Annotated in this window: 20 protein-coding genes; 10 read left to right on the top strand and 10 right to left on the bottom strand. The window is 50.2% G+C overall.

Annotation, left to right across the window (positions count from 1 at the left end):
• A partial coding sequence (locus JNJ77_16575) for an IS5/IS1182 family transposase (GenBank protein ID MBL8824203.1) occupies positions 1-115 on the top strand: 115 nt, incomplete at its 5' end.
• A gap of 87 nt (positions 116-202) precedes the next feature.
• A complete protein-coding gene (fabG, locus tag JNJ77_16570; GenBank protein MBL8824202.1) occupies positions 203-970 on the top strand; it encodes a 3-oxoacyl-ACP reductase FabG in 768 nt (255 codons plus the stop codon).
• Here fabG and JNJ77_16565 read toward each other — a convergent pair.
• Entirely contained in the window at positions 967-2,415 is a 1,449-nt protein-coding gene (locus tag JNJ77_16565; GenBank protein MBL8824201.1) for a DUF1501 domain-containing protein, read from the bottom strand. The two genes, fabG and JNJ77_16565, sit on opposite strands and share 4 nt — an antisense overlap.
• A gap of 298 nt (positions 2,416-2,713) precedes the next feature.
• Between JNJ77_16565 and JNJ77_16560 the strand changes: the two genes are divergently transcribed.
• The 3 genes from JNJ77_16560 to JNJ77_16550 all read left to right on the top strand — a co-directional run bounded on the left by JNJ77_16560 (position 2,714) and on the right by JNJ77_16550 (position 5,132).
• Entirely contained in the window at positions 2,714-3,718 is a 1,005-nt protein-coding gene (locus JNJ77_16560) for a hypothetical protein (protein ID MBL8824200.1), read from the top strand.
• A gap of 131 nt (positions 3,719-3,849) precedes the next feature.
• Positions 3,850-4,422: a cob(I)yrinic acid a,c-diamide adenosyltransferase gene (locus JNJ77_16555; protein MBL8824199.1), complete on the top strand. Its 573-nt coding sequence runs from the start codon at positions 3,850-3,852 to the stop codon at positions 4,420-4,422.
• 5 nt (positions 4,423-4,427) lie between these two features.
• Positions 4,428-5,132, top strand: coding sequence for a two-component sensor histidine kinase (locus JNJ77_16550; protein ID MBL8824198.1), 705 nt, complete (start codon positions 4,428-4,430; stop codon positions 5,130-5,132).
• Positions 5,133-5,258: 126 nt separating this feature from the next.
• Here JNJ77_16550 and JNJ77_16545 read toward each other — a convergent pair whose 3' ends face one another.
• From JNJ77_16545 to JNJ77_16535, 3 genes are all read right to left on the bottom strand, one after another.
• A complete protein-coding gene (locus tag JNJ77_16545; protein MBL8824197.1) occupies positions 5,259-5,615 on the bottom strand; it encodes an EF-hand domain-containing protein in 357 nt (118 codons plus the stop codon).
• A 77-nt stretch (positions 5,616-5,692) separates the two neighbouring features.
• A complete protein-coding gene (locus JNJ77_16540; protein MBL8824196.1) occupies positions 5,693-7,291 on the bottom strand; it encodes a sigma-70 family RNA polymerase sigma factor in 1,599 nt (532 codons plus the stop codon).
• A gap of 137 nt (positions 7,292-7,428) precedes the next feature.
• On the bottom strand, positions 7,429-8,988 hold the full coding sequence (locus tag JNJ77_16535) for a fumarate hydratase (GenBank protein MBL8824195.1): 1,560 nt from the start codon (positions 8,986-8,988) through the stop codon (positions 7,429-7,431).
• A gap of 144 nt (positions 8,989-9,132) precedes the next feature.
• Here JNJ77_16535 and JNJ77_16530 point away from each other — a divergent pair, with 144 nt between their 5' ends.
• Both JNJ77_16530 and JNJ77_16525 read left to right on the top strand, forming a co-directional pair.
• On the top strand, positions 9,133-10,086 hold the full coding sequence (locus JNJ77_16530) for a DUF1573 domain-containing protein (protein ID MBL8824194.1): 954 nt from the start codon (positions 9,133-9,135) through the stop codon (positions 10,084-10,086).
• Between the two features lie 192 nt (positions 10,087-10,278).
• Positions 10,279-10,950 (top strand): lysophospholipid acyltransferase family protein, encoded by a 672-nt coding sequence (locus JNJ77_16525; GenBank protein ID MBL8824193.1) that lies wholly within the window; start codon positions 10,279-10,281, stop codon positions 10,948-10,950.
• 10 nt (positions 10,951-10,960) lie between these two features.
• On the opposite strand, the gene JNJ77_16520 is transcribed toward JNJ77_16525, so the two are convergent.
• From JNJ77_16520 to JNJ77_16510, 3 genes are all read right to left on the bottom strand, one after another.
• Positions 10,961-11,686, bottom strand: a complete 726-nt coding sequence (locus JNJ77_16520; protein ID MBL8824192.1) for a hypothetical protein — start codon at positions 11,684-11,686, stop codon at positions 10,961-10,963.
• Positions 11,683-13,041, bottom strand: coding sequence for a serine/threonine protein kinase (locus JNJ77_16515; protein ID MBL8824191.1), 1,359 nt, complete (start codon positions 13,039-13,041; stop codon positions 11,683-11,685). The genes JNJ77_16520 and JNJ77_16515 overlap by 4 nt, the downstream gene beginning before the upstream one ends.
• Before the next feature lie 129 nt (positions 13,042-13,170).
• On the bottom strand, positions 13,171-14,568 hold the full coding sequence (locus JNJ77_16510; protein MBL8824190.1) for a hypothetical protein: 1,398 nt from the start codon (positions 14,566-14,568) through the stop codon (positions 13,171-13,173).
• Between the two features lie 96 nt (positions 14,569-14,664).
• Between JNJ77_16510 and JNJ77_16505 the strand changes: the two genes are divergently transcribed.
• Positions 14,665-15,036: a hypothetical protein gene (locus tag JNJ77_16505; protein MBL8824189.1), complete on the top strand. Its 372-nt coding sequence runs from the start codon at positions 14,665-14,667 to the stop codon at positions 15,034-15,036.
• 8 nt (positions 15,037-15,044) lie between these two features.
• Here the strand turns inward: JNJ77_16505 and JNJ77_16500 are convergent, their stop codons facing one another.
• Positions 15,045-15,716, bottom strand: a complete 672-nt coding sequence (locus tag JNJ77_16500) for a hypothetical protein (GenBank protein ID MBL8824188.1) — start codon at positions 15,714-15,716, stop codon at positions 15,045-15,047.
• A gap of 85 nt (positions 15,717-15,801) precedes the next feature.
• Here JNJ77_16500 and JNJ77_16495 point away from each other — a divergent pair, with 85 nt between their 5' ends.
• Together JNJ77_16495 and JNJ77_16490 are read left to right on the top strand one after the other, a co-directional pair.
• Positions 15,802-16,647, top strand: a complete 846-nt coding sequence (locus JNJ77_16495; GenBank protein MBL8824187.1) for an HAD family hydrolase — start codon at positions 15,802-15,804, stop codon at positions 16,645-16,647.
• Positions 16,644-17,273, top strand: coding sequence for a histidine phosphatase family protein (locus JNJ77_16490; protein MBL8824186.1), 630 nt, complete (start codon positions 16,644-16,646; stop codon positions 17,271-17,273). Before JNJ77_16495 ends, JNJ77_16490 begins: the two co-directional genes overlap by 4 nt.
• On the opposite strand, the gene JNJ77_16485 is transcribed toward JNJ77_16490, so the two are convergent.
• Together JNJ77_16485 and JNJ77_16480 are read right to left on the bottom strand one after the other, a co-directional pair.
• Positions 17,260-17,655 carry a hypothetical protein gene (locus JNJ77_16485; GenBank protein MBL8824185.1) on the bottom strand — a complete coding sequence of 132 codons (396 nt, stop codon included), beginning with the start codon at positions 17,653-17,655 and terminating at the stop codon, positions 17,260-17,262. The two genes, JNJ77_16490 and JNJ77_16485, sit on opposite strands and share 14 nt — an antisense overlap.
• Positions 17,652-18,515, bottom strand: coding sequence for a signal peptidase (locus tag JNJ77_16480; GenBank protein MBL8824184.1), 864 nt, complete (start codon positions 18,513-18,515; stop codon positions 17,652-17,654). Before JNJ77_16480 ends, JNJ77_16485 begins: the two co-directional genes overlap by 4 nt.
• Positions 18,516-18,590 lie beyond the last annotated feature (75 nt).

The raw sequence follows: 18,590 nt of genomic DNA, 5'->3' as shown, positions 1-18,590 counted from the left end.
CATCAGTTGGCTACATCAATTTCGACGCTTACGGGTTCGCTATGAACGACGCGATGACATCCACGAAGCGTTCATGCTACTCGGGTGCATCGTCATCTGCGGCTATTTCCTCTAATGTTCTTTTTGTTAGATGCTCTTAGTTAATATGATGACCTGACGAGAAATCGTCAGGTCATTTCATTTCACTTACCCTAATTGCATCATGAATATTCGATACGACTACACCGGCAAAGTGGTTCTGGTAACTGGAAGCTCACGTGGCATTGGAGCGAGCATCATCGAAGCTTTTGCCCAGGCCAAAGCAACATGCATCGTGAATTATTTTGCAGATACCGAGGGGCAGAACGCCATCGATGCCAAGGCAACCGCCGAGAAATGCAAATCGCTTGGCGCCAGCGAAGTACATGTGCTGGCTGCGGATGTCAGCCAGTTTGATTCAGTGGCTGAACTGATGAAACAGGTCCAGTCGCAGTGTGGTGGACTGGATATCCTGGTCAACAATGCAGGTATTATTCGTGATCGAACCATCAAGAAAATGACCAGTGACGATTGGCAGGCAGTCATCAACACCAACCTTACAGGGGTGTTTAACTGCAACAAGCACGCTTCCGAAATTCTTCGCGAAGGTGGCAGGATTGTTAACATCTCTTCCGTCGCAGGGCTCATTGGTATCCATGGACAGGTGAATTATTCCTCAGCCAAGGCTGGTGTCATCGCCATGACGAAAGTGCTGGCCAAGGAATTGGCGAAACGCAAGATCACCGTTAATGCGATTGCCCCTGGTGTGGTACAAACCCAGATGGTGGCTACCATCAAACCCGAAATGCTGGCTGAATACGAAAAGCAGATTCCTGTCGGCAGAATCGGCCAGCCAAGCGACATTGCCAATGCCGTGCTTTTCCTGTCTGCTGAGGAATCCAGTTACATCACCGGGCAGGTATTGCCGATTACGGGTGGCTGGCTGGTCTAGCTCATCACTTCCTTGATCAGTTCCACGCCGCCTTCCACGCCAATCAGCCGTTGTTCCAGCCCTTGGTAAGGATAGCGGAACTTCCATGGATCCAGGCCCAAGAGCTGCAGCATAGTAGCTTGCAGATCGTGCACACTGGTCTTTCCTTCAGTGATGAAATAGCCCAGTTCATCGGTCTGTCCGTGCACGATACCTTTCTGAATGCCTGCACCGGCCAGCCAGATGGTGAAGCAATGCGGATGATGATCCCGCCCGAGGAATGTTGAGCCACCCCGAGCTTCGTTCATGCTCGTACGACCAAACTCGCCCCCCCAGACAACCAGTGTTTCATCCAGCAGCCCACGCTGTTTCAAATCGGTCAAGAGCGTTGCGATGGGTTGATCAATCTCCTTGCACTTGCGAGGCAGATGTTCAATAATGTCATCGCCCTTGCTGGTTCCGTGGCAATCCCAGCCCCAATCAAAGAGTTGAACATAGCGTACGCCACGCTCCACCAGGCGTCTGGCCAGCAGGCAGTTGTTGGCAAAACTGTTGGCACCCGGCTTGGCGTTATATTGCTCCTGAACCTTGGCTGGTTCCTTGCTGATGTCCATAACCTCCGGCACGGTCATCTGCATGCGAAATGCCAACTCATACTGGCTAATGCGCGTCAAGGTTTCCGGATCGCCAAACTGCTGATGCTCGAGTTGATTCAGAGCTTTAAGTGCATCGAGACTGCTGCGACGAGAATCGCGATCCATGCCGGGTGGATTATTGGCATACAGGATGGGTTCACCCGAAGTTCGGCATTGCACGCCCTGAAATACCGATGGCAGGAAACCGGTGGACCAGAGTGCCTTGCCCCCGGTGGGGTCAGTGCCTCCACTGATGAGAACGACGAAACCGGGCAGGTTCTGGTTCTCGCTTCCCAGTCCATAGGTGATCCATGAACCCATCGCTGCGCCTCCGTTTCTCGGTGACCCGGTAAACAGCAATAGTTCGGCAGGCGCATGATTGAACTGATCGGTGTGCATGCCTTTGAGGAAGGAGACTTCACCTGCCACTTTCTGGAAGTGTGGCAGGAGTTGACTGATCCAGGCTTCTGCATTGCCACATCGCTTGAATTCATAAGGCGAACCGAGCAGCAGAGGAGTTCCTTTGATGAAGGCAAAACGCTGCCCTTTCAATAATGACTCTGGGCATGGTTTCAGATGCAGTTCTTTGAGCTTGGGTTTGTAATCGAACAGATCATGCTGAGGTGGCGCTCCCGACATATGCAGATAAATGACATTCTTCGCCTTGGCAGCATGCATGGGCTTTTTGGGCGCCAGGGCCGAGGTTTGATCAACAGCACCTGCCTTGGGCAGTAACATTGATGACAGAGCCACTCCACCCAGGCTGAACGCGCCTTGCGTGAGAAACTGCCGCCGTGTCTGAAGTTGCAATCGTTGCCAGGTGGGATGCATTACATTACCACAGGTTCAATTGAATTCAAGGATTGTGTGGACAAGGGAGATATGCCATGATCATCATCTGACCCCTTACACCTCACACCTGTTTCAGTGTACCCGATTGGGAGAATTGAGAAAAGCTGTCACAACTGTATTCTTTTGCTTAAACCGTTCATTAGACGATGCGTAGCAAAATGTTGATGGAAAATGTCTGTTATGTCCTCATTTCTTTTGTATCAGCAAGAGTTTTAGACTAGATTTGATGAATTGCAATACAGAGAATGCCTGCCCAATGCCCAATGGAGTTAACAACATGAGTTCGATTACCAGCAAGGGAAGAATGCTGCTGACGGTGATGACGGTGGTATTGGTGAGTGGTGCAGCCTCGGCTCAGTCGATTTTGCTTTACGATTCCGGTGGTTTTGAGTTTCCAACTTTCAATGGCGGTGGAGCAACTTTGGCTGGATATAATGCTCCACCAGGAACTCCAGGTGGACAGGGAACCGGATCTCAGAATGGTTGGTCTACTTCTGACTTAAATCAGTTTATTGGTTTTCCAGCTGCAGGGTTGGTGCAGAATACTATCGTACAAAGTGGATCGCAGGCATTCCACGTAATAGGTGAACGACTCTTCGATGATCCTAGTTTAGGCGGCGGTACTCTCTACTGGCGATATCCCGATACTCCACAATTTCCGGGCAATGTCTTTAACCCGGTAGCAAGTGGCACACCAATTGTGGTTGCACAGACAGGCCTTTATCGTAATGATGCTGTTTTGACCACGGACATTCCCCTAAAAGGAATGTATTTCGAAGGACTGCGTTCAGGTGGTCTGCAGAGAATGATTACCCAGGTTGCTGTTGATCCGACAGGAACCATCCAGGTTACTTCACTTAATGCTTTTCCCAACAGTACGCTTTCCAGTGCACCAGGATTAGTCGCGAATCAGACATGGGTCGATATTCGCGTTCAGATGGATTTCTCATCACAGTCTTTTCGGGTATTTCTAAACAACACACTGATCGGCTTTGGTCCAGGACAAGCATTGACCAATGTACCCTTCAGAGACAGTGACATTGCCAACGGACCCTTCGATCGATTACGCGAATATGGATATGCTGCTTATTTCAATTCTTTTGCTGGTATTACCACAGGTGATGTTTATTTCGATAACTTTTCGCTGAATGCCATCAGTATTCCCGAACCTGCAAGCCTGGCTCTGATTGGATTATGCATTACCTGCGGTGGGATGCTCTACTACCGTCGGCAAGTCAGCAAGAATAAACAAGCTGACTTGGACATCGAAGTCAGCAGATAATCAGCAACTTTAATCCAAATGATACAGGGATACCTTCGGGTATCCCTGTTCTGTTAAGTTGCTGGCCGATGCACTGGAAGATTTACCCTGGCTGAATTAGATTAACCATTAATTCTTTTCATGGATTGAATATGGTCTACCTGTCTCGAATCTACACCAAAACAGGTGATGATGGCACAACGGCACTAGGTGATGCTACGCGAGTATCAAAAGACGATATTCGGGTTGCTGCATATGGAACTATCGATGAACTGAATTCCATGCTGGGTCTGTTGCTCGCATATCACCAGGGAATCAGGGAATGGTCTTTCATCCAACTGGTCCAGAATGATCTGTTCGATGTAGGCGCTGATCTATGTCTGCCAGCATCTGAACAGGAAAAAGCAGGGCAGAAACTGAGAGTAACCGCACAACAAGTTACTCGACTGGAGCAAGGCATTGACAGGCTCAATGCAACGCTCAAACCGCTTACCAGCTTTGTCCTGCCCGGTGGCAGCACCTCAGCGGCGTGGGCACATCTGGCTCGTACGGTTTGCCGTCGTGCTGAACGGGAAGTGGTTACGCTCTCTCAACGTGACAATATCAATCAGCAGGTTATCATCTATTTGAATCGACTTTCCGATTATCTGTTTGTCCTGGCACGGTCACTGAACCAGAATGGCGAAGGTGATGTGCTCTGGAAGCCGGGTCAAGGTCATGGATAACCAACATGGCACAAACTGATTCTCCCCAAGATGCCTACGCTGAATTGGCTCAACTCACCGGCAGGCTGATCCATGACATCAAGAATCACATCAGTACGCTGGGGTTAAATCTCCAGTTGCTCGAAGAAGACCTGCACGACCCGGAAACGCCCCGCGAACGACGATCCCATCAGCGCGTTGTCAAACTCAAACACGAAACAGATCGGCTTGCTGAACTCTCCAATGATTTCCTCCGATTTATCCAGCAGAAGGAATTGAGCAAAAGCCCTACACGTATCAACGATCTCATCGACGACCTCGTCGATTTCTATGGCCCGTCGGCACGCAAAGCCAATGTTGAAATAAAGACCTTTCTGCAGGCTGATCTGCCTGCCATCGAACTCGATGTGGAGCCTTTCAAGCAGGGACTCCTGAACCTGATGCTCAACGCAGTGCAAGCCATGCCTCAGGGTGGTACCTTAACCATTCAGACAGAAATGGATAAGTCAATGAATCCACCCTGTCTCGTGATTCATGTGATAGATTCAGGCAGCGGTATGACACCCGAAGTTCGGCAGAATATTTTCAAGCCTTTTTATTCCTTGCGCGCGGGGGGCACTGGTTTAGGGCTGCCTACCGTCAAAAAAATAGTGGAAGCCCACCAGGGTACTATTTCGGTGCAAAGCGAACCAGGCAAAGGTACCAAATTTACGATTCAGTTGCCTGGATAGAAATGGTAGTCAAAGTCCACTTGCTGACAGCACGTGTTGACGATCCAAGGAAATCAGTATGCGAATGAAATGAAAAACAGGCTACGGATTATCGATAACCTGTTGTCTCTTGATCAGCAGTTCAGGTTACTTGTCGCCTTTGCCTTTTTTAACACGGTCTGCAATACGCTCACGCGCTTTCTTGAATTCCTCCAGGCTGATAAACCCATCCTTGTTGGCATCCAGCAGATCAAACATCTTGCCACTGAATTGGCCGTTGCCTTTACCTTGGGCACGTTCCTTGATCTTCTCAGGCAGATTGTCGCGCAGCTTATCGAACTCTTCACGGCTCAATTTGCCGTCCGAGTTGGCATCCAATTTCTTGAATGCCGCTTCGGGATCAGGCTTCTTGCGGACTTTCTTATCCTGATCATCTGCAGCAAAGCTGAACTGGCAGCCCAGCCAGAGCACTGCCAGCATACTCAGTATTATCTTGCGGCTCATGCGACATACTCCTGGATATTGTCTGACAGTTCAATCAACACCAGGAGTGGTTGCAAGGTTTCGCGTTTTTTGGAACGTTATTGTTTGGGCAGGTCGCGATTGACCTCTTCCTGCACTTTTCTGCTGTTTTCAGACGTGGAAACATACAACGCCCCATCGATGTTGATCACGGTCAGATCAGCCATGTTGGCCAGCAGTTTCACCGCGTTGATCAGCTTGATATTGCGAAACGTGGTATTCACTTTGCAATCCGTCGCAGTCGGCTTGGATCGTGGATCGAGAATAATCGAGACGCCGCTCTCATCCGACAATCGCTCCAGAGCCTGTGCCAGGTCGATGTCTTCATTCCTGGTATTGAATGCCACTTCAATTTCGTTCGCAGCCTCGGCGATGAACGATTTAGGAACAATGACCAGCGTGCCTTGCCTGATCATGTAAGTGCACGGCAAGGATTGTTGCTGATATTGCAGGTTGTCGAGCAGAGCATGCAATACTGTTGATACCGATTGATTCGGCATGCGAGGCAGTGAAACCTGTTGTTCGCGTAACAGCTTCTGGTCGAAATCAACAAAGATCTTTCTGAAGGCACTGGAATCAACGATGCACTGAATTCCAGCTTGTCTTTCCATACTGGCCAGACCCTCAGCCAGAGAAGGGTTTTCACTGAACATGTTAGATACGATGGGGTCGATCTTGTTGAGTTTGGCATGTGTTAATGCGGTATCAGGCAGATTGCCAGCAGGTTCGGAATTGCTTTTGCCTGTTGAACTCCCTGGCAGTGGTAAAGCAGGTTTGATGGCAGAGGTGCTATTCCCTTTGCCGGGTTTATCTTGTCCCCATCCACCAGCAACGTAAGTGGTTCCCAGCGATAACCCACCAATGACCGTCAATCCGAGCGCTGCCAACTTGAGCTTAGTCATGAACATGGCTTGTGTTGCTCCTTGAGCAAGTGTGAGAACGGAAGTGGAAATACCAGCAGTAAGAGAGGCACCCAATGCAACCTGCATGGCAGTGCTGACCGTCCGCTGCACCAGTTGTGCCGTCACAGGGCTGGCCAGCAGAGTCAAATCAAGCATGCCCAGTGAAGTGAGAGCAATGCCGCGTCGGGTCAGTCGGGTCTGTAACAGTTCCCTGGCACGCATGAGTCGGCTGCTGACCGTTCCTTCCGGACAACCCAGTTGTCTGGCAGCTTCCTGTTTGGTCAGACCATTGATCTGACACAGGATCACCACTTCCTGATAATGCCCGGGAAGACGGGCAATTTCATCATCGATGATAGGCCGGAGTTCCGACCACTCTTTCGAAGTGGCCATGTCAGAAGCCTCCTCGACTTCATGGAAGCAATCCAGTTCATTCAGTGAAGTCTGGTGCGGTCGCTTGGAACGTGCTTTCATCGCAACCCGCCTGGCAACTCCATATAGCCAGGGCCCCAGCGTACTGTTGCCATGCAGGCTACCAGCTTTCCGGGCCAGCACCAGAAACGTCGCCTGAAAAGCGTCTTCCGCATCCTGGGTATGTCCCAGAATCCGCTGACAAACACCCAGCACCATGCCCCCGTGACGCTGCACCAGACTGCTGAATGCTTCTTCGCTTTTATGGCGAACAAAAGCATGCAGCAACTGAGCATCGCCTTGCACTACAGGCTTCTGCTGAAACACCTTCCAGAGGGTTTGCATGGTAAATACCTCTCAATCAATACTGCCTGGGATGTGATCAATCGGTCCAGGAATTTTGCATAAAGTAAAAGATTTGCACGTGCCTATGGTAGCATGGCATCATTGACTGAATCAAGAAACTTCATTCGAACGAGATCTTAGAGAACCGCAGCCAACTCTTTTTTGCTGGCTTCTGCCACCTCAGCATGCAGCGACCGTCCGTGACTGTCCATCGTGACCACCGCAGGCAGATCTTTTATCACGAGATGCCAGACTGCTTCCGGGCTGCCAAACTTTTCCTTGAGATCAACACCCGTCACATCGGTAACACACTGGGCATACACCTGGGCTGCACCGCCGATGGCATGCAGATAGACACAGCCATGCTGTTTGCACGCATCCAGCGTCTTTTGTCCCATGCCACCTTTGCCGATGACGGCCTTGATGCCGTATTTGGCAATGACATCGGCCTGGTAAGGCTCTTCGCGAATGGAAGTCGTAGGGCCAGCCGCCATCACTCGATATTTGCCATTCTCTTCCAGTACCACCGGGCCACAGTGGTAGATCACGCCGTTCTTGAGGATAGGCAGATCACCACCTTTGTAAAGATACTTGTGCACCTCATCACGTCCGGTGTAAACCGTACCTGACAGCAGAACCACATCACCGGCTTTCAACTTACGTACGTCGCTTTCGCTGAGAGGTGTTGTGAGCGATACAGCCTGGGCGCCTCCCAGATCAAGAGGCTTTCTGTTCTTTACATGAAGTTCAATACTGGTATTGGTTTGTTCTTTCACGAGCGGGACAGGTGGAGTGGAAAACTCACCATCCGCCTGGTATAGCCATTCGACGACTTCGCCGGCCGTATTCAGCACTACACCGCGGCGGCGATATGCCCAGCACATGTAAGCTACGGTAACAAAGAAGCTGGCAGGCAGGCGATTGCGGGCACAGACTTTCACGCCGCCGACCGTGAGTTTGCCTCCAAAGCCCATCGGACCAATATCCAGTTTGTTAGCTTCTTCCAACAGTCGGGCTTCGAGCGTGGCCAGTTCAGCGAGTGGATTGATATCTTCCACCGGTCGCAATAATTGTTCCTTGGCTGCTTCGAAGCCAACTGCACGATCGCCTCCGATACATACACCAATAAACCCTGGGCCACAGCCTTTACCCTGAGCCTGCCAGATAGCATCGAGTACGACACCGCGAACCCCTTCCAGGTCGCGATCAAAACGCTTGCCGTTGATAGTGGTAGGCAGTGAATATTGAGCAGACATATTTTCGCAACCGCCACCTTTGAGAATCAGTTTGATCTCGACGTTATCCTGTCGATGCTGATGCCAGTGAAATACCGGGCTGCCTGGTCCCAGGTTGGTGCCTGAATTTCGGCCACTGATGGAATCAACACTGTTCTGCCGCAAGTATCCTTTTTTAGTTGCCTGCAGCACTGCTTCGCAACAGGTTTCTTCCAGCGCCAGTTGATCAAAACCGACGGGTGTCTTGATATAGAACGTAATGGTGCCAGTATCCTGACAGAGCGGAGCCGACAACTCTTTAGCCAAGCCGATATTCTGCAACACCAGACGCAATGCCAGATCGGCTTTGGAACCCGCCGTTTCTCGTGCCTGCTTCACCGCAACAACACTGGTAACATCCTGAGGCAACACTGTTGAAGTACGACGAATCAACTCAAGTACTTGATCGAAGAAAGATTGCATTGCATTCTCATCGCTGGAAAAGAACTGTCGCTGGTTATTCTATGGCAAAAATTGACGGCGTTCATGTGAATGGGTGGCCTGAATGCTGGTGTTGCCAGAAATTGAATTTCGATTTATACCTCAGTTGATCGGAGGATTATGATCATGCATAAATTCGTGCTGGCAAACATCTTGGGATTGTTGCTTTATTGCCCAGCGCAGGGTCAACTCCAGTTTACGCCTGCCTATCTTGATCTGGGTGATATCAAGACAGGCCAGGTGTTTTCACATCAGATCAAGGTGACGAACAGTTCTGCTGAACCCATTTCCGTTCAGGAAATCAAGGCCAGTTGCGGCTGTGTTCGACCGGTGCTTGAACCTTCAACCTTGTCACCCGGGGCAACGGGCATTCTGAAACTTGAAATCAATTCGCTGTCGGCCAGCGAAGGCCCCACCACGTTTGGATTGAAACTTCGGTTTCCTGAAAATGGTCAAATCAAAGAGCAGCCTTTCGTCATCACTGCGCGAGTTATTCAGGAATTGATTGTGACTCCAACGTCCATTACCAGTTACGGCGAGAAGCCCCGGCCTCAAACCATCACCATTCTGGACAAACGGGCCAAGACTTTTCGCCCTGTGAAGCTGGAACGTACTTCACCGTATCTGGATGTCAGCTGGATTGAGCCAATCGCAAAACAGCCTCAGCCACAGTATGCACTGCAAGTGAATGTTCGGGAAGACATACCGACGGGCAGGCATGATCATGAAGTAATCATCTATACCGATGACGCTGAGTATCCTGTATTGCGCATACCTATCAGCGTCGTCAAGAAGGCGAAATCACGATATGTTGTCTCGCCCTATCTGGTTTCTTTATCGAGGTCGGTAGCTGCCAGCCGATCGGTAACGGTACGTGATCAGCATGGTCAAGGAGTAGACATTGAACGATACGAAGCCAGCCCTGGATTGATCGTGAATATGACAGCCCAGGCTGCAGCTTCGGTAACTCTGCAGATCAAACTGGATGCTTCCCAGGAAGTGCCAGCCGATGCGAAGGTGAGTCTGTTTCTTCGAGGGCAGACGGAACCGTTAAAAATCCTGGTGAACGTTGATCCATGAAATAAAAGAATCTTCTTGGCAGAGCAGGGGCCATCGCGTAGCATTCGCACAGGTGACAATGCGGAACATGCTCGAAAGTGGTGGCCAAGGGAGTGGCCAACGCTGCCAGGTCAGTTTCTTCTCGACTCCTGGCAGTAACCACCTTCTCCCCTCTCCCATACGGGAGGGGGAGAAGCGGTGGAAAGGGAAAGCATGAAGCTCCGTCATCCAGGCATGCTCAAATTCGGCAGTCTTACTATCGCTGCCACCGTGCGTAGTTTGATGAGTACGGTGCGCACGCGCGAATATCTTACTACTCCTGAACTGCGTCCCGATCATCCGCGCATTCAACATCGATACATCTATGCCTTCTGGCATGAAGCCATCCTCTACATGGCAGGCCGGTATGGTCATCATTCCAATGTGGCAGTCCTGATCAGTCAGCATGCCGATGGTGAATTGATAGCAGGTGTAGTTCAGCGACTGGGAATGAAAACCGTTCGCGGTTCAACAGCCCGCAGCGGTGTGGTGGCGCTCTTGAAAATGCTCGAAGCTGCTCATCGTGGCCACCTGGCGATTACGCCTGATGGACCACGTGGCCCACGCCGTGAAGTACAGTTAGGTTCTATTTTCCTGGCATCCAGAACGGGTTTTCCCATCGTACCCATCGGCGTCAGCTATCACCATGCCTGGTATGCCAGGAGCTGGGATCGATTTGGTGTCCCATATCCGTTTAGCCGGGCTGCAGGAATAGCCGGTGAACCTCTGGTGGTTCCTGCCCATCTTTCCCGCGATGCCATGCAGGAATATGCCCAGGAACTCAAACGTCGCATGAACCAGGCAACCGATCATGCGACGCAATGGGTGAACAGCAAATCGTGGTGAAGAAACCTGGTCAGGACTGGGTGTTGGTATGCAGCCAGGTGGAAATCAGCACTCTGTCTGCTCCTGCATCCAGTAGGAGGTTGATATCAGCACGATGGCGAACACCTCCGCCGGTAATGAGCTTGCAGTCAGGCTTCATACTTTTCAGTTTTCTGCACCAATCCAGTAAAGACGGCCCCTGGGCGGTGCCCACGTTCGCTACATCCAGAAGTATGAAGCGATCTACTCCCCATTGCATGGCCTGTTGGAGGATATTTTCAGGCTCGCGGTTTACCAATGCATTTAACCCTTGCAGTTGACCATGCTTCAAGTCCAACGAAAAAATAATGCGTTCAGTCCCGAACTGATGAACTGCAACCTGCAACAGACTCAACTCTAACAGGCACTCACTCGAAATGATGATCTTGTGGATGCCGATCTTGAAGTACAACTCCACTTCATCAATATTCGTAACCCCAGCATCCAGCCAGAGTGAAAAGCCTCGCTCTATTAGTTGCTCGAAAATTTCCCCATGCTGACTGGTTCGTCGTTCGATTGCATCCAGATCAGCAACGTAGTATTCACGCAGCCCCAGATGAGTGAAGAGTGCTTCGGTCAGTGCGATGGGATGATGAGCTTGCGGCGACCAGCAGCTGATAAGTGGTTGATACAAATCTCTCTGGCCTGCAAACGCGTGGACAACCTGGCCATTCTTCAGATCAATCACCGGCAGAATTTCACGTGGAATGTCAATCACGTCACTTTGGTAGCCATCAGATGTGAGCAAAGTCCGTTCACCACTGAGTCGTAGTACGATTTCCACTTGGTATGCAACCAGGTAGGGCAATCTTCGGGCTTGCGCAATGAAACGGTGATATTCAGACGATTGCCATTGTTATCCTGTTTCTGCATGAAGAGATCGAGTTCAGCCCGTGGCGGAGGCGGTGGTACTTCCGGTGGCTTGGCCAGCTTCAATTTCATGAAAAGAGTAGGTTGTGGAGGTGGGGCAGGTGGCCCTCCAATCCACAACTTGCTGCGGACCAGGCCGGGAATACTTTCTACCACTTCTCCATGAAATTCAAGCAGGAAACTGCGAAGTTTCAAGACAGCTATCGATTCAGGCATCCACGCTTCCAGTTGAGCACAGTCCTTCGCATTATGCAATGCGATTTCCAGAGCACTGGGAGTGGAAGAACGGGAAGTTACGGATTTCGGTTCTTCAAAACCATCCGTTTTGATTTTTTCCCCGAGTGCATCCATGAACCGGACAGCCAGTTCACGTGCATCCCGCGGTCGATCCATGGGGTACTTGCTCAGGCAGGCCATCACCACCTGTTCCACTTCGGGTTTACAGGCGCCAGCGGGAAGTCCTGCTTCCTTGAAGGTGGGTGGCGCTGATTTCAGATGCATCTGCATCAGTTCGTGTTCTTTTGGATGATCAAAAGGCCTGCGACCTGTCAGCATTTCGTAGAGTAGCACACCAACAGAATAGAAATCGGCACGATGATCCACTTCATTGCCACGCATCTGCTCCGGGTTCATGTACTCAGGTGTGCCTACAGCCTTCAAACCCCGATTCTGTCCTTTCAGTTCTTCCAAAGTCAGATGTGGTGCCGCCGTCAGCTTGGCCAATCCGAAGTCGAGTACCTTGAGCTTCTCCTGGGGGGTAGCTGGTGCCAGAATCATCATGTTGTTTGGCTTGATATCACGGTGAATTATCCCCCGATTATGGGCAGCCTGCAGTGCCTTGCATAATTGAACCAGCAGCCTGCCAACCCGCCGGGGGGATAACACCGGCGTTTCGTCCAGAATATCTCCTAAGGGTCTACCATCGAGAAATTCCATAACCAGAAATGGCCCAATGGCTGGATCAACACCAGTCTTTAAAAGCGATACCACATGGGGATGCTGAAACTGACTCAGGAATTCCATTTCCCGTGTGAACAACTCATGGAATCGCAGGTCATGCACAAAGCGCTGATGCATCGCCTTGATTACTACAGATGCCTTGTACTTGTGATCATTGGCAAGAAATGCCCTACCCATGCCTCCTTCACCGAGGAGTTTTACGATCTCGTAACGACCATCAAGTATGAGTTGACCTACTGACATCTGCGAATCAGTACCTGGTGAAGTTTTCCATGATTGCGGAAGGATTGTGAGAATACGCTATCATGAATGTAATTGTTTTATGGACAAATACAACCGGATTGCATGCACATTACCATACTTTCGTACCGATCACGCGTTCCCTGTTTCCTCTCCTCGTAACAGTTTACCACCAACGAAGGGTATCCAGGCGACCAATCCGATAACTGCCAAGAGGATCAGTACACCATCCATGGGTAATCGCGATGTATGCATCGCATCGGCATGACTGAGAAAATAGGGGATAGGCAACCAGTAAATAACCAGCGAAACTGGTGCAGAAGCAAATTTCCACCCATAAGACCAACGCCAACCCAGAACAACTAGGGCGTACATGCCCATCATGGAAATCAACATAACTGGTCTGAGCCATTCTGGCGGAGTCATAGTTTTGTTTCCGGGCCAGAATGAAGCTGCTCCTGATAAGTTGTTCGAACCCAGGAAAAACTGTAATCCGCCACGTACCCGGCGTTTGAAGGTTTCAACCGGATTCTCGACCATGTTCTGCAATACAGTTTCTGCGAGCATGGTATAACGTTCAGCCTGCTGCGTGGACTCGAGCTTTTTGACCAAGTCCTTGTCGAGTTTGTTCTTCATTCTCCACTGGTATTCGCCGCCATTGCTGTCAGTATTGTTGCCAATCCACAAATGCAGCCAGGCACTGGTAACCACCGGAACTGGTGTTTTGAATTGCTGATAACAATGCAAAAGCCAGGGGGTTAAACCTGCAGCAAAACTCGCCAATGTCAGAATGCCACATAGCCAGCCATGCGATACATACCGACAGCGTAAGAAAAACCACAACTGAAAGACAATAACCAGCGGCAACAGGCTGGCACGTGTTAACACCAGGGCTGCCAGCACCAGACCAAACAGTACTGAACGAATCACTCCGCCTTTCTGGCCTAAGCCAATCGCCAGACTCAAGGCCCAAGCCAACAGGAAAGTTACCAGGACGCCATCCTCCAATTCCCCGGTGTTGATGATCCAAAAGGGGTATGCTGCTGTAGCAAAACCAACAACCAGAGCCAGGAAATGATTACGTCCAAAACCCCTCAGCGCGATGATGTAATAGAGCAGGCAGGTCAAACTGCCGAGCAGTAAATGAACCCATCTCAATGCAGCAGCACTGCTGATTTCCACATAATCCTTGAGTTGTTCTGCTCCCAATTCCACTGCAGCACGAAACATGGGGAAAAGTGGTGCTCGATGCGCTGTCGCCTCTTCTTTATCTGGTCCAAGTGGTGTTCGAGCGATAAACCCGTCGAGATAGCCATGCTGCTTGATGTTATTGACCAATTGATCCGTTTCCGTCAGATCAGGTGATTGGCTGGTTGGCGTGCTTCCCTGAACCTGCCAGGCCTGCAAACCAGGAGCATCAACCGGCTGATATTCAGAAAAATAATAAAACCGCGTCGCTGCCCCTGCTATCAGTACCAGTACACCGCAGAGAAATGTCAGAAAGACAGGTTTCCGAGTGATTTCAGACATGCATCAACCTCGCCACTTGCAGCATTACTGAGTAATAATACTCTGACATTTTGATTGGCAGCACCTATTTCAGGAAAGCTAGACCCGGAGAAGAACATGGCCAAGCGTGTAATGGACCGTAAAGCTCTTCGAGCACAGGCAGAAGCTGCTGAACGTCTTGAAGAAAAAGATACGGATACCGCCGCCGGTGACGATGACTCCGGTACGAAGAAAAAGAAGAAAACTGCAAAAGTGAAGGAAAAATCAGCGACTCCCAAAGTCAGGAAAACCAAGCGATCCTCCAAAGCCAATGTCCGTATGCGGATTGTCTGGACGGTTTTCAACAATTCCAGCCAGGCTGTTGCCAAGTATGAATATCCACGCAAAGCCGAAGCCGAAGCACATGCAGAACGGCTCAAAAAGGAAAAAAGTATCACTCACTTTGTGATGCCGGTTAAAGAGCAGATGGAAGAAAAGGAAGCCGAATAGCTATTTGCTTAGGCAGTATCGTCCTTCCAAGCTGTCTGGCTGCGACGCTCTGCCAGGTAGCTTTGCCATTCCTTCTGAAAATGCTGATGCGATTCACTCTGGCTGTGACACAATCCACTGCCACAGTTTTCCTTGCCACATCCACCCGAACTGCAACTGGAACACCCCTGCGAGTTACCACACGTTTCGACTTGTGTTTCCAGGAGTGTCTCCTGGTTCGTCAGATTCATCAATTGAATCGGGACATTCCAGCGACGTTCCAACTCGGTGCGAAGCGAGACATCATCAAAAGGACCGAACTGAATGATGTGAACGATTATTGTTGGCGGATGCAGGATCTGTTCAATATCGACAATCTGTACCGGAAGAAATAATGTTTGGATGATCTTCCCTGCCCCTTCAAATAAACGTGAAAGATGCTCTTCGAAAGGCACTTCATGCCATGAATTGTATCGGCTGAGAATGCGGCCAGATCCAAGGGAAACAGTGGGCGACCCGATCTCCAGCCAGGCAGTTTGACGAAGAATTACTCCTTTTTCCTTGCCTCGTTCGGTCTGAATCATGACTTCCGTGCCACGTTCGTAATCGTTGTCTGTTTCGGATGATGCAAAGCATCCGATCATTCCATTGATGCCAAATGATACCAGATAAAACCTGTCAGTTGCCAGGGATGCGGACACGTGTTTTTTACTCCGACTTATCCTCTAACACTATCATGACTCAAGGATCAAAGTCCAGTTTCTTTTGACAAGGATTACCCGCCTGATGGATGTCAGTAACAAGCCGGAAAAACTGCAAGCGGAAGTCATCAACCCTGAATTACATTCGCGAAACATCAAAGTCGCCATGATCGATTTCGATGGCACATTATCACTGCTGCGCGAAGGCTGGGATCAGGTCATGATCCCCATGATGGTAGAGGAGCTGTTGCCTTTGCAGGGAACCTCCGAAACTCTGGATAATCTGACAGCCAAAGTGACTGAATGGGTTTTGAAGCTGAATGGTCAGCCAACGATCATGCAAATGCAGGCGTTGGTGGATGAAGTGGCGTTGCGACAGGGCACTCCTGCAACTGCGAGCCAGTACAAGGTGCGATACCTGGAACGGCTTTTAGCCACGGTGAACCAGCGCAAACAGCAGATACTGAATTCCAGGCAGGCTGACGCCTGGATGGTTCCCGGCTCAAGAGAAATGCTGAACCAGTTGAAAGTCAGACAGATTCCCATGCTACTGGCCAGTGGAACCGACTTGCGCGATCTGCACAGTGAATCGGAGCTCCTTGGTTTGGTGGATTATTTCACGGAAGGTATTGCAGGGCCGGAAAGTGATGCCAGCAGCTTTTCCAAAGCAAAAGCCTGCGACGACATGCTCAGCAGGCAGAAAGCGCCTGGTTCTTCTCTTCTGAATATCGGTGATGGTTACGTCGAAACCAGGCTGACCAAAGATCGCGGAGGACTGGCTATTGGCATCGCCTACGACCATGACGAGCCTGGCCAATACAATCCCTGGAGAAAAGAGCAGTTGCTCAGGGCAGGGGTCGATATCATCCTTCCGGATCTGCGGCAAAGCGATCTCCTTCTTAGATGGCTTCTGGATGGCCAAACTTCATGAAAACCTGTCTGTTTCTTCTTCGCCATGGCGCGACACGACTCAATCTCGAAACACCATACCGACTTCAGGGATCGGAGGTGGATGAACCGCTCGTGGATCTGGGTATCAGACAATCTTTCGGCGCAAAGCAGTTGCTGCAATCGGTGCCGTTGCGGGCGATCTATTCCAGTCCGATGAAGCGAGCCATGCAGACCGCTTCGATTGTTGCACAGCCACATGCCCTGTCCGTTACACCACTGGATGATCTTCGCGAAGGCAGCGTCGGGCGCTGGGAGAATCGCACCTGGCCTGATATCAAAGCCAACGAACCCGAAGCCTATCAGCTGTTTATCAATCACCCCGACACCTTTGGCTATGCTGGGGGTGAGAATTTCAACCAGGTGCTTTCACGTGTAAGGCCTGTGTTTCACTCCCTGCTGAAACAGCATGCAGGCGAATCGATTGCGGTAATCGGGCATCAAATTGTTAACCGTGTATTCGTGGCTGACATAATGGGTTTGCCCATGAAGTTTGCCCGGACCATGAAATTTGCCAATGCGGGTGTTACGTTAATCGGTGTGGAAAATGAACAGCCTGTCTTAATCAGCTTGAATGTGACCTGGCCTGCCATGATCACGCCAGCATAAAGCTGTACCGTTGTGAAAAGGCCTGATCTATATCGTAAACATCATGAAAATCTTCCTTGCGATCAGTATCGGTCTTTGACATCAGTTCGCAATCGATCAGGTTATAGACCATTTCACCAATGTCTGCAGTAGAGCGGATATTCCATGATTTAAAAACGGTGCCTGCCATCATGCCGAATTCCTGGATGGCGAAATCCCTGCAGCCTTCGGCCAACTGCTGCCCGGTAATGTGTGAAGGCCCATCTTTGAACTTGCCACTCTTCTTCATTTCCTGCTGTACGTAACCCAGCGCTGCAAAGAGATACTCGTATGCTTCAAAGGGATATCGTGAATCGCGCCGGCATAGTTCCAACAGTAATTGCTGGGGTGATGGTTCGCTCATCGTTCGTCATCCACCTGGTCATCAGCAGTATGACGCTGGGCACGTTCTGTCTGCAGGACCGTTAAGACATCTTCTGCTGGTATCATGACTTTCCTGTTGTCTTCCAACATGACTAATAACTTACGAGCCAGCAGTTCCAATGCCAGTACTCTGGCTTTGCCCTGTTTGGTTACTACCATGCTGCCAACGGTTGGCAATTGTTGCTGTAGTTCTTCATAAACATCGAATTCATACCTCAGGCAGCATTTGAGTCGGCCACATCGGCCTGAGATCTTGTTCGGGTCGAGAGTCGATTTCTGCAGTTTGGCCATCCGCATGGAAACGGGAGGCAAGACAGTCAGATGGGTATTGCAGCAAACGGGCTTGCCACAATCACCGTAATCTGCCAGGAGTTTGGCTTCATCCCGAATACCAATCTGTCGCATTTCAATTCTGGTGTGAAAAGCTCGTCCCAGTTCTTTGACCAGATCTCGAAAATCCACGCGCTTTTCTGGCGGTCGTACCAGGAAATAAAATACAATCCGTTCATTTCCCAACAAGTGTTCGACATCAACCAGATCTATGGGTATCTGCAACTGCTGAATAATCTCAGTCCCGACATCATATTCTTTCTTTTGGAGTGAAATGCATTCCAGGCATTTCTGCTGGTCTTCTTTTGTCACGGTTCGAAGGATTTTTCCGCTAGATGGATCTATCAGGAACTGCTTGCAGCGATCATCGATTTCACACAGCACGATGCCGGTTTCCGTTCCACGTTGCGATTGAATGATTACATGTTGAGAACGCTGATAGAGTGCGTCATCAACAGGTTCAAACTCACCAAGAAACCGGTTCACACCATGACGAACGAGATATTTCATGCGAGGGCTGATTATCAAAAGGCAGCATCGAACTCACTCAGGTGCTGCTTTATTCTTAACTTCTCTCTTGCTGAT

Source organism: Planctomycetia bacterium, assembly GCA_016795155.1.
In the GTDB taxonomy this organism is placed as follows: domain Bacteria; phylum Planctomycetota; class Planctomycetia; order Gemmatales; family HRBIN36; genus JAEUIE01.
Note: the sequence above shows the minus strand (reverse complement) of the source record. Positions and strands in the feature narration are given on the sequence as shown.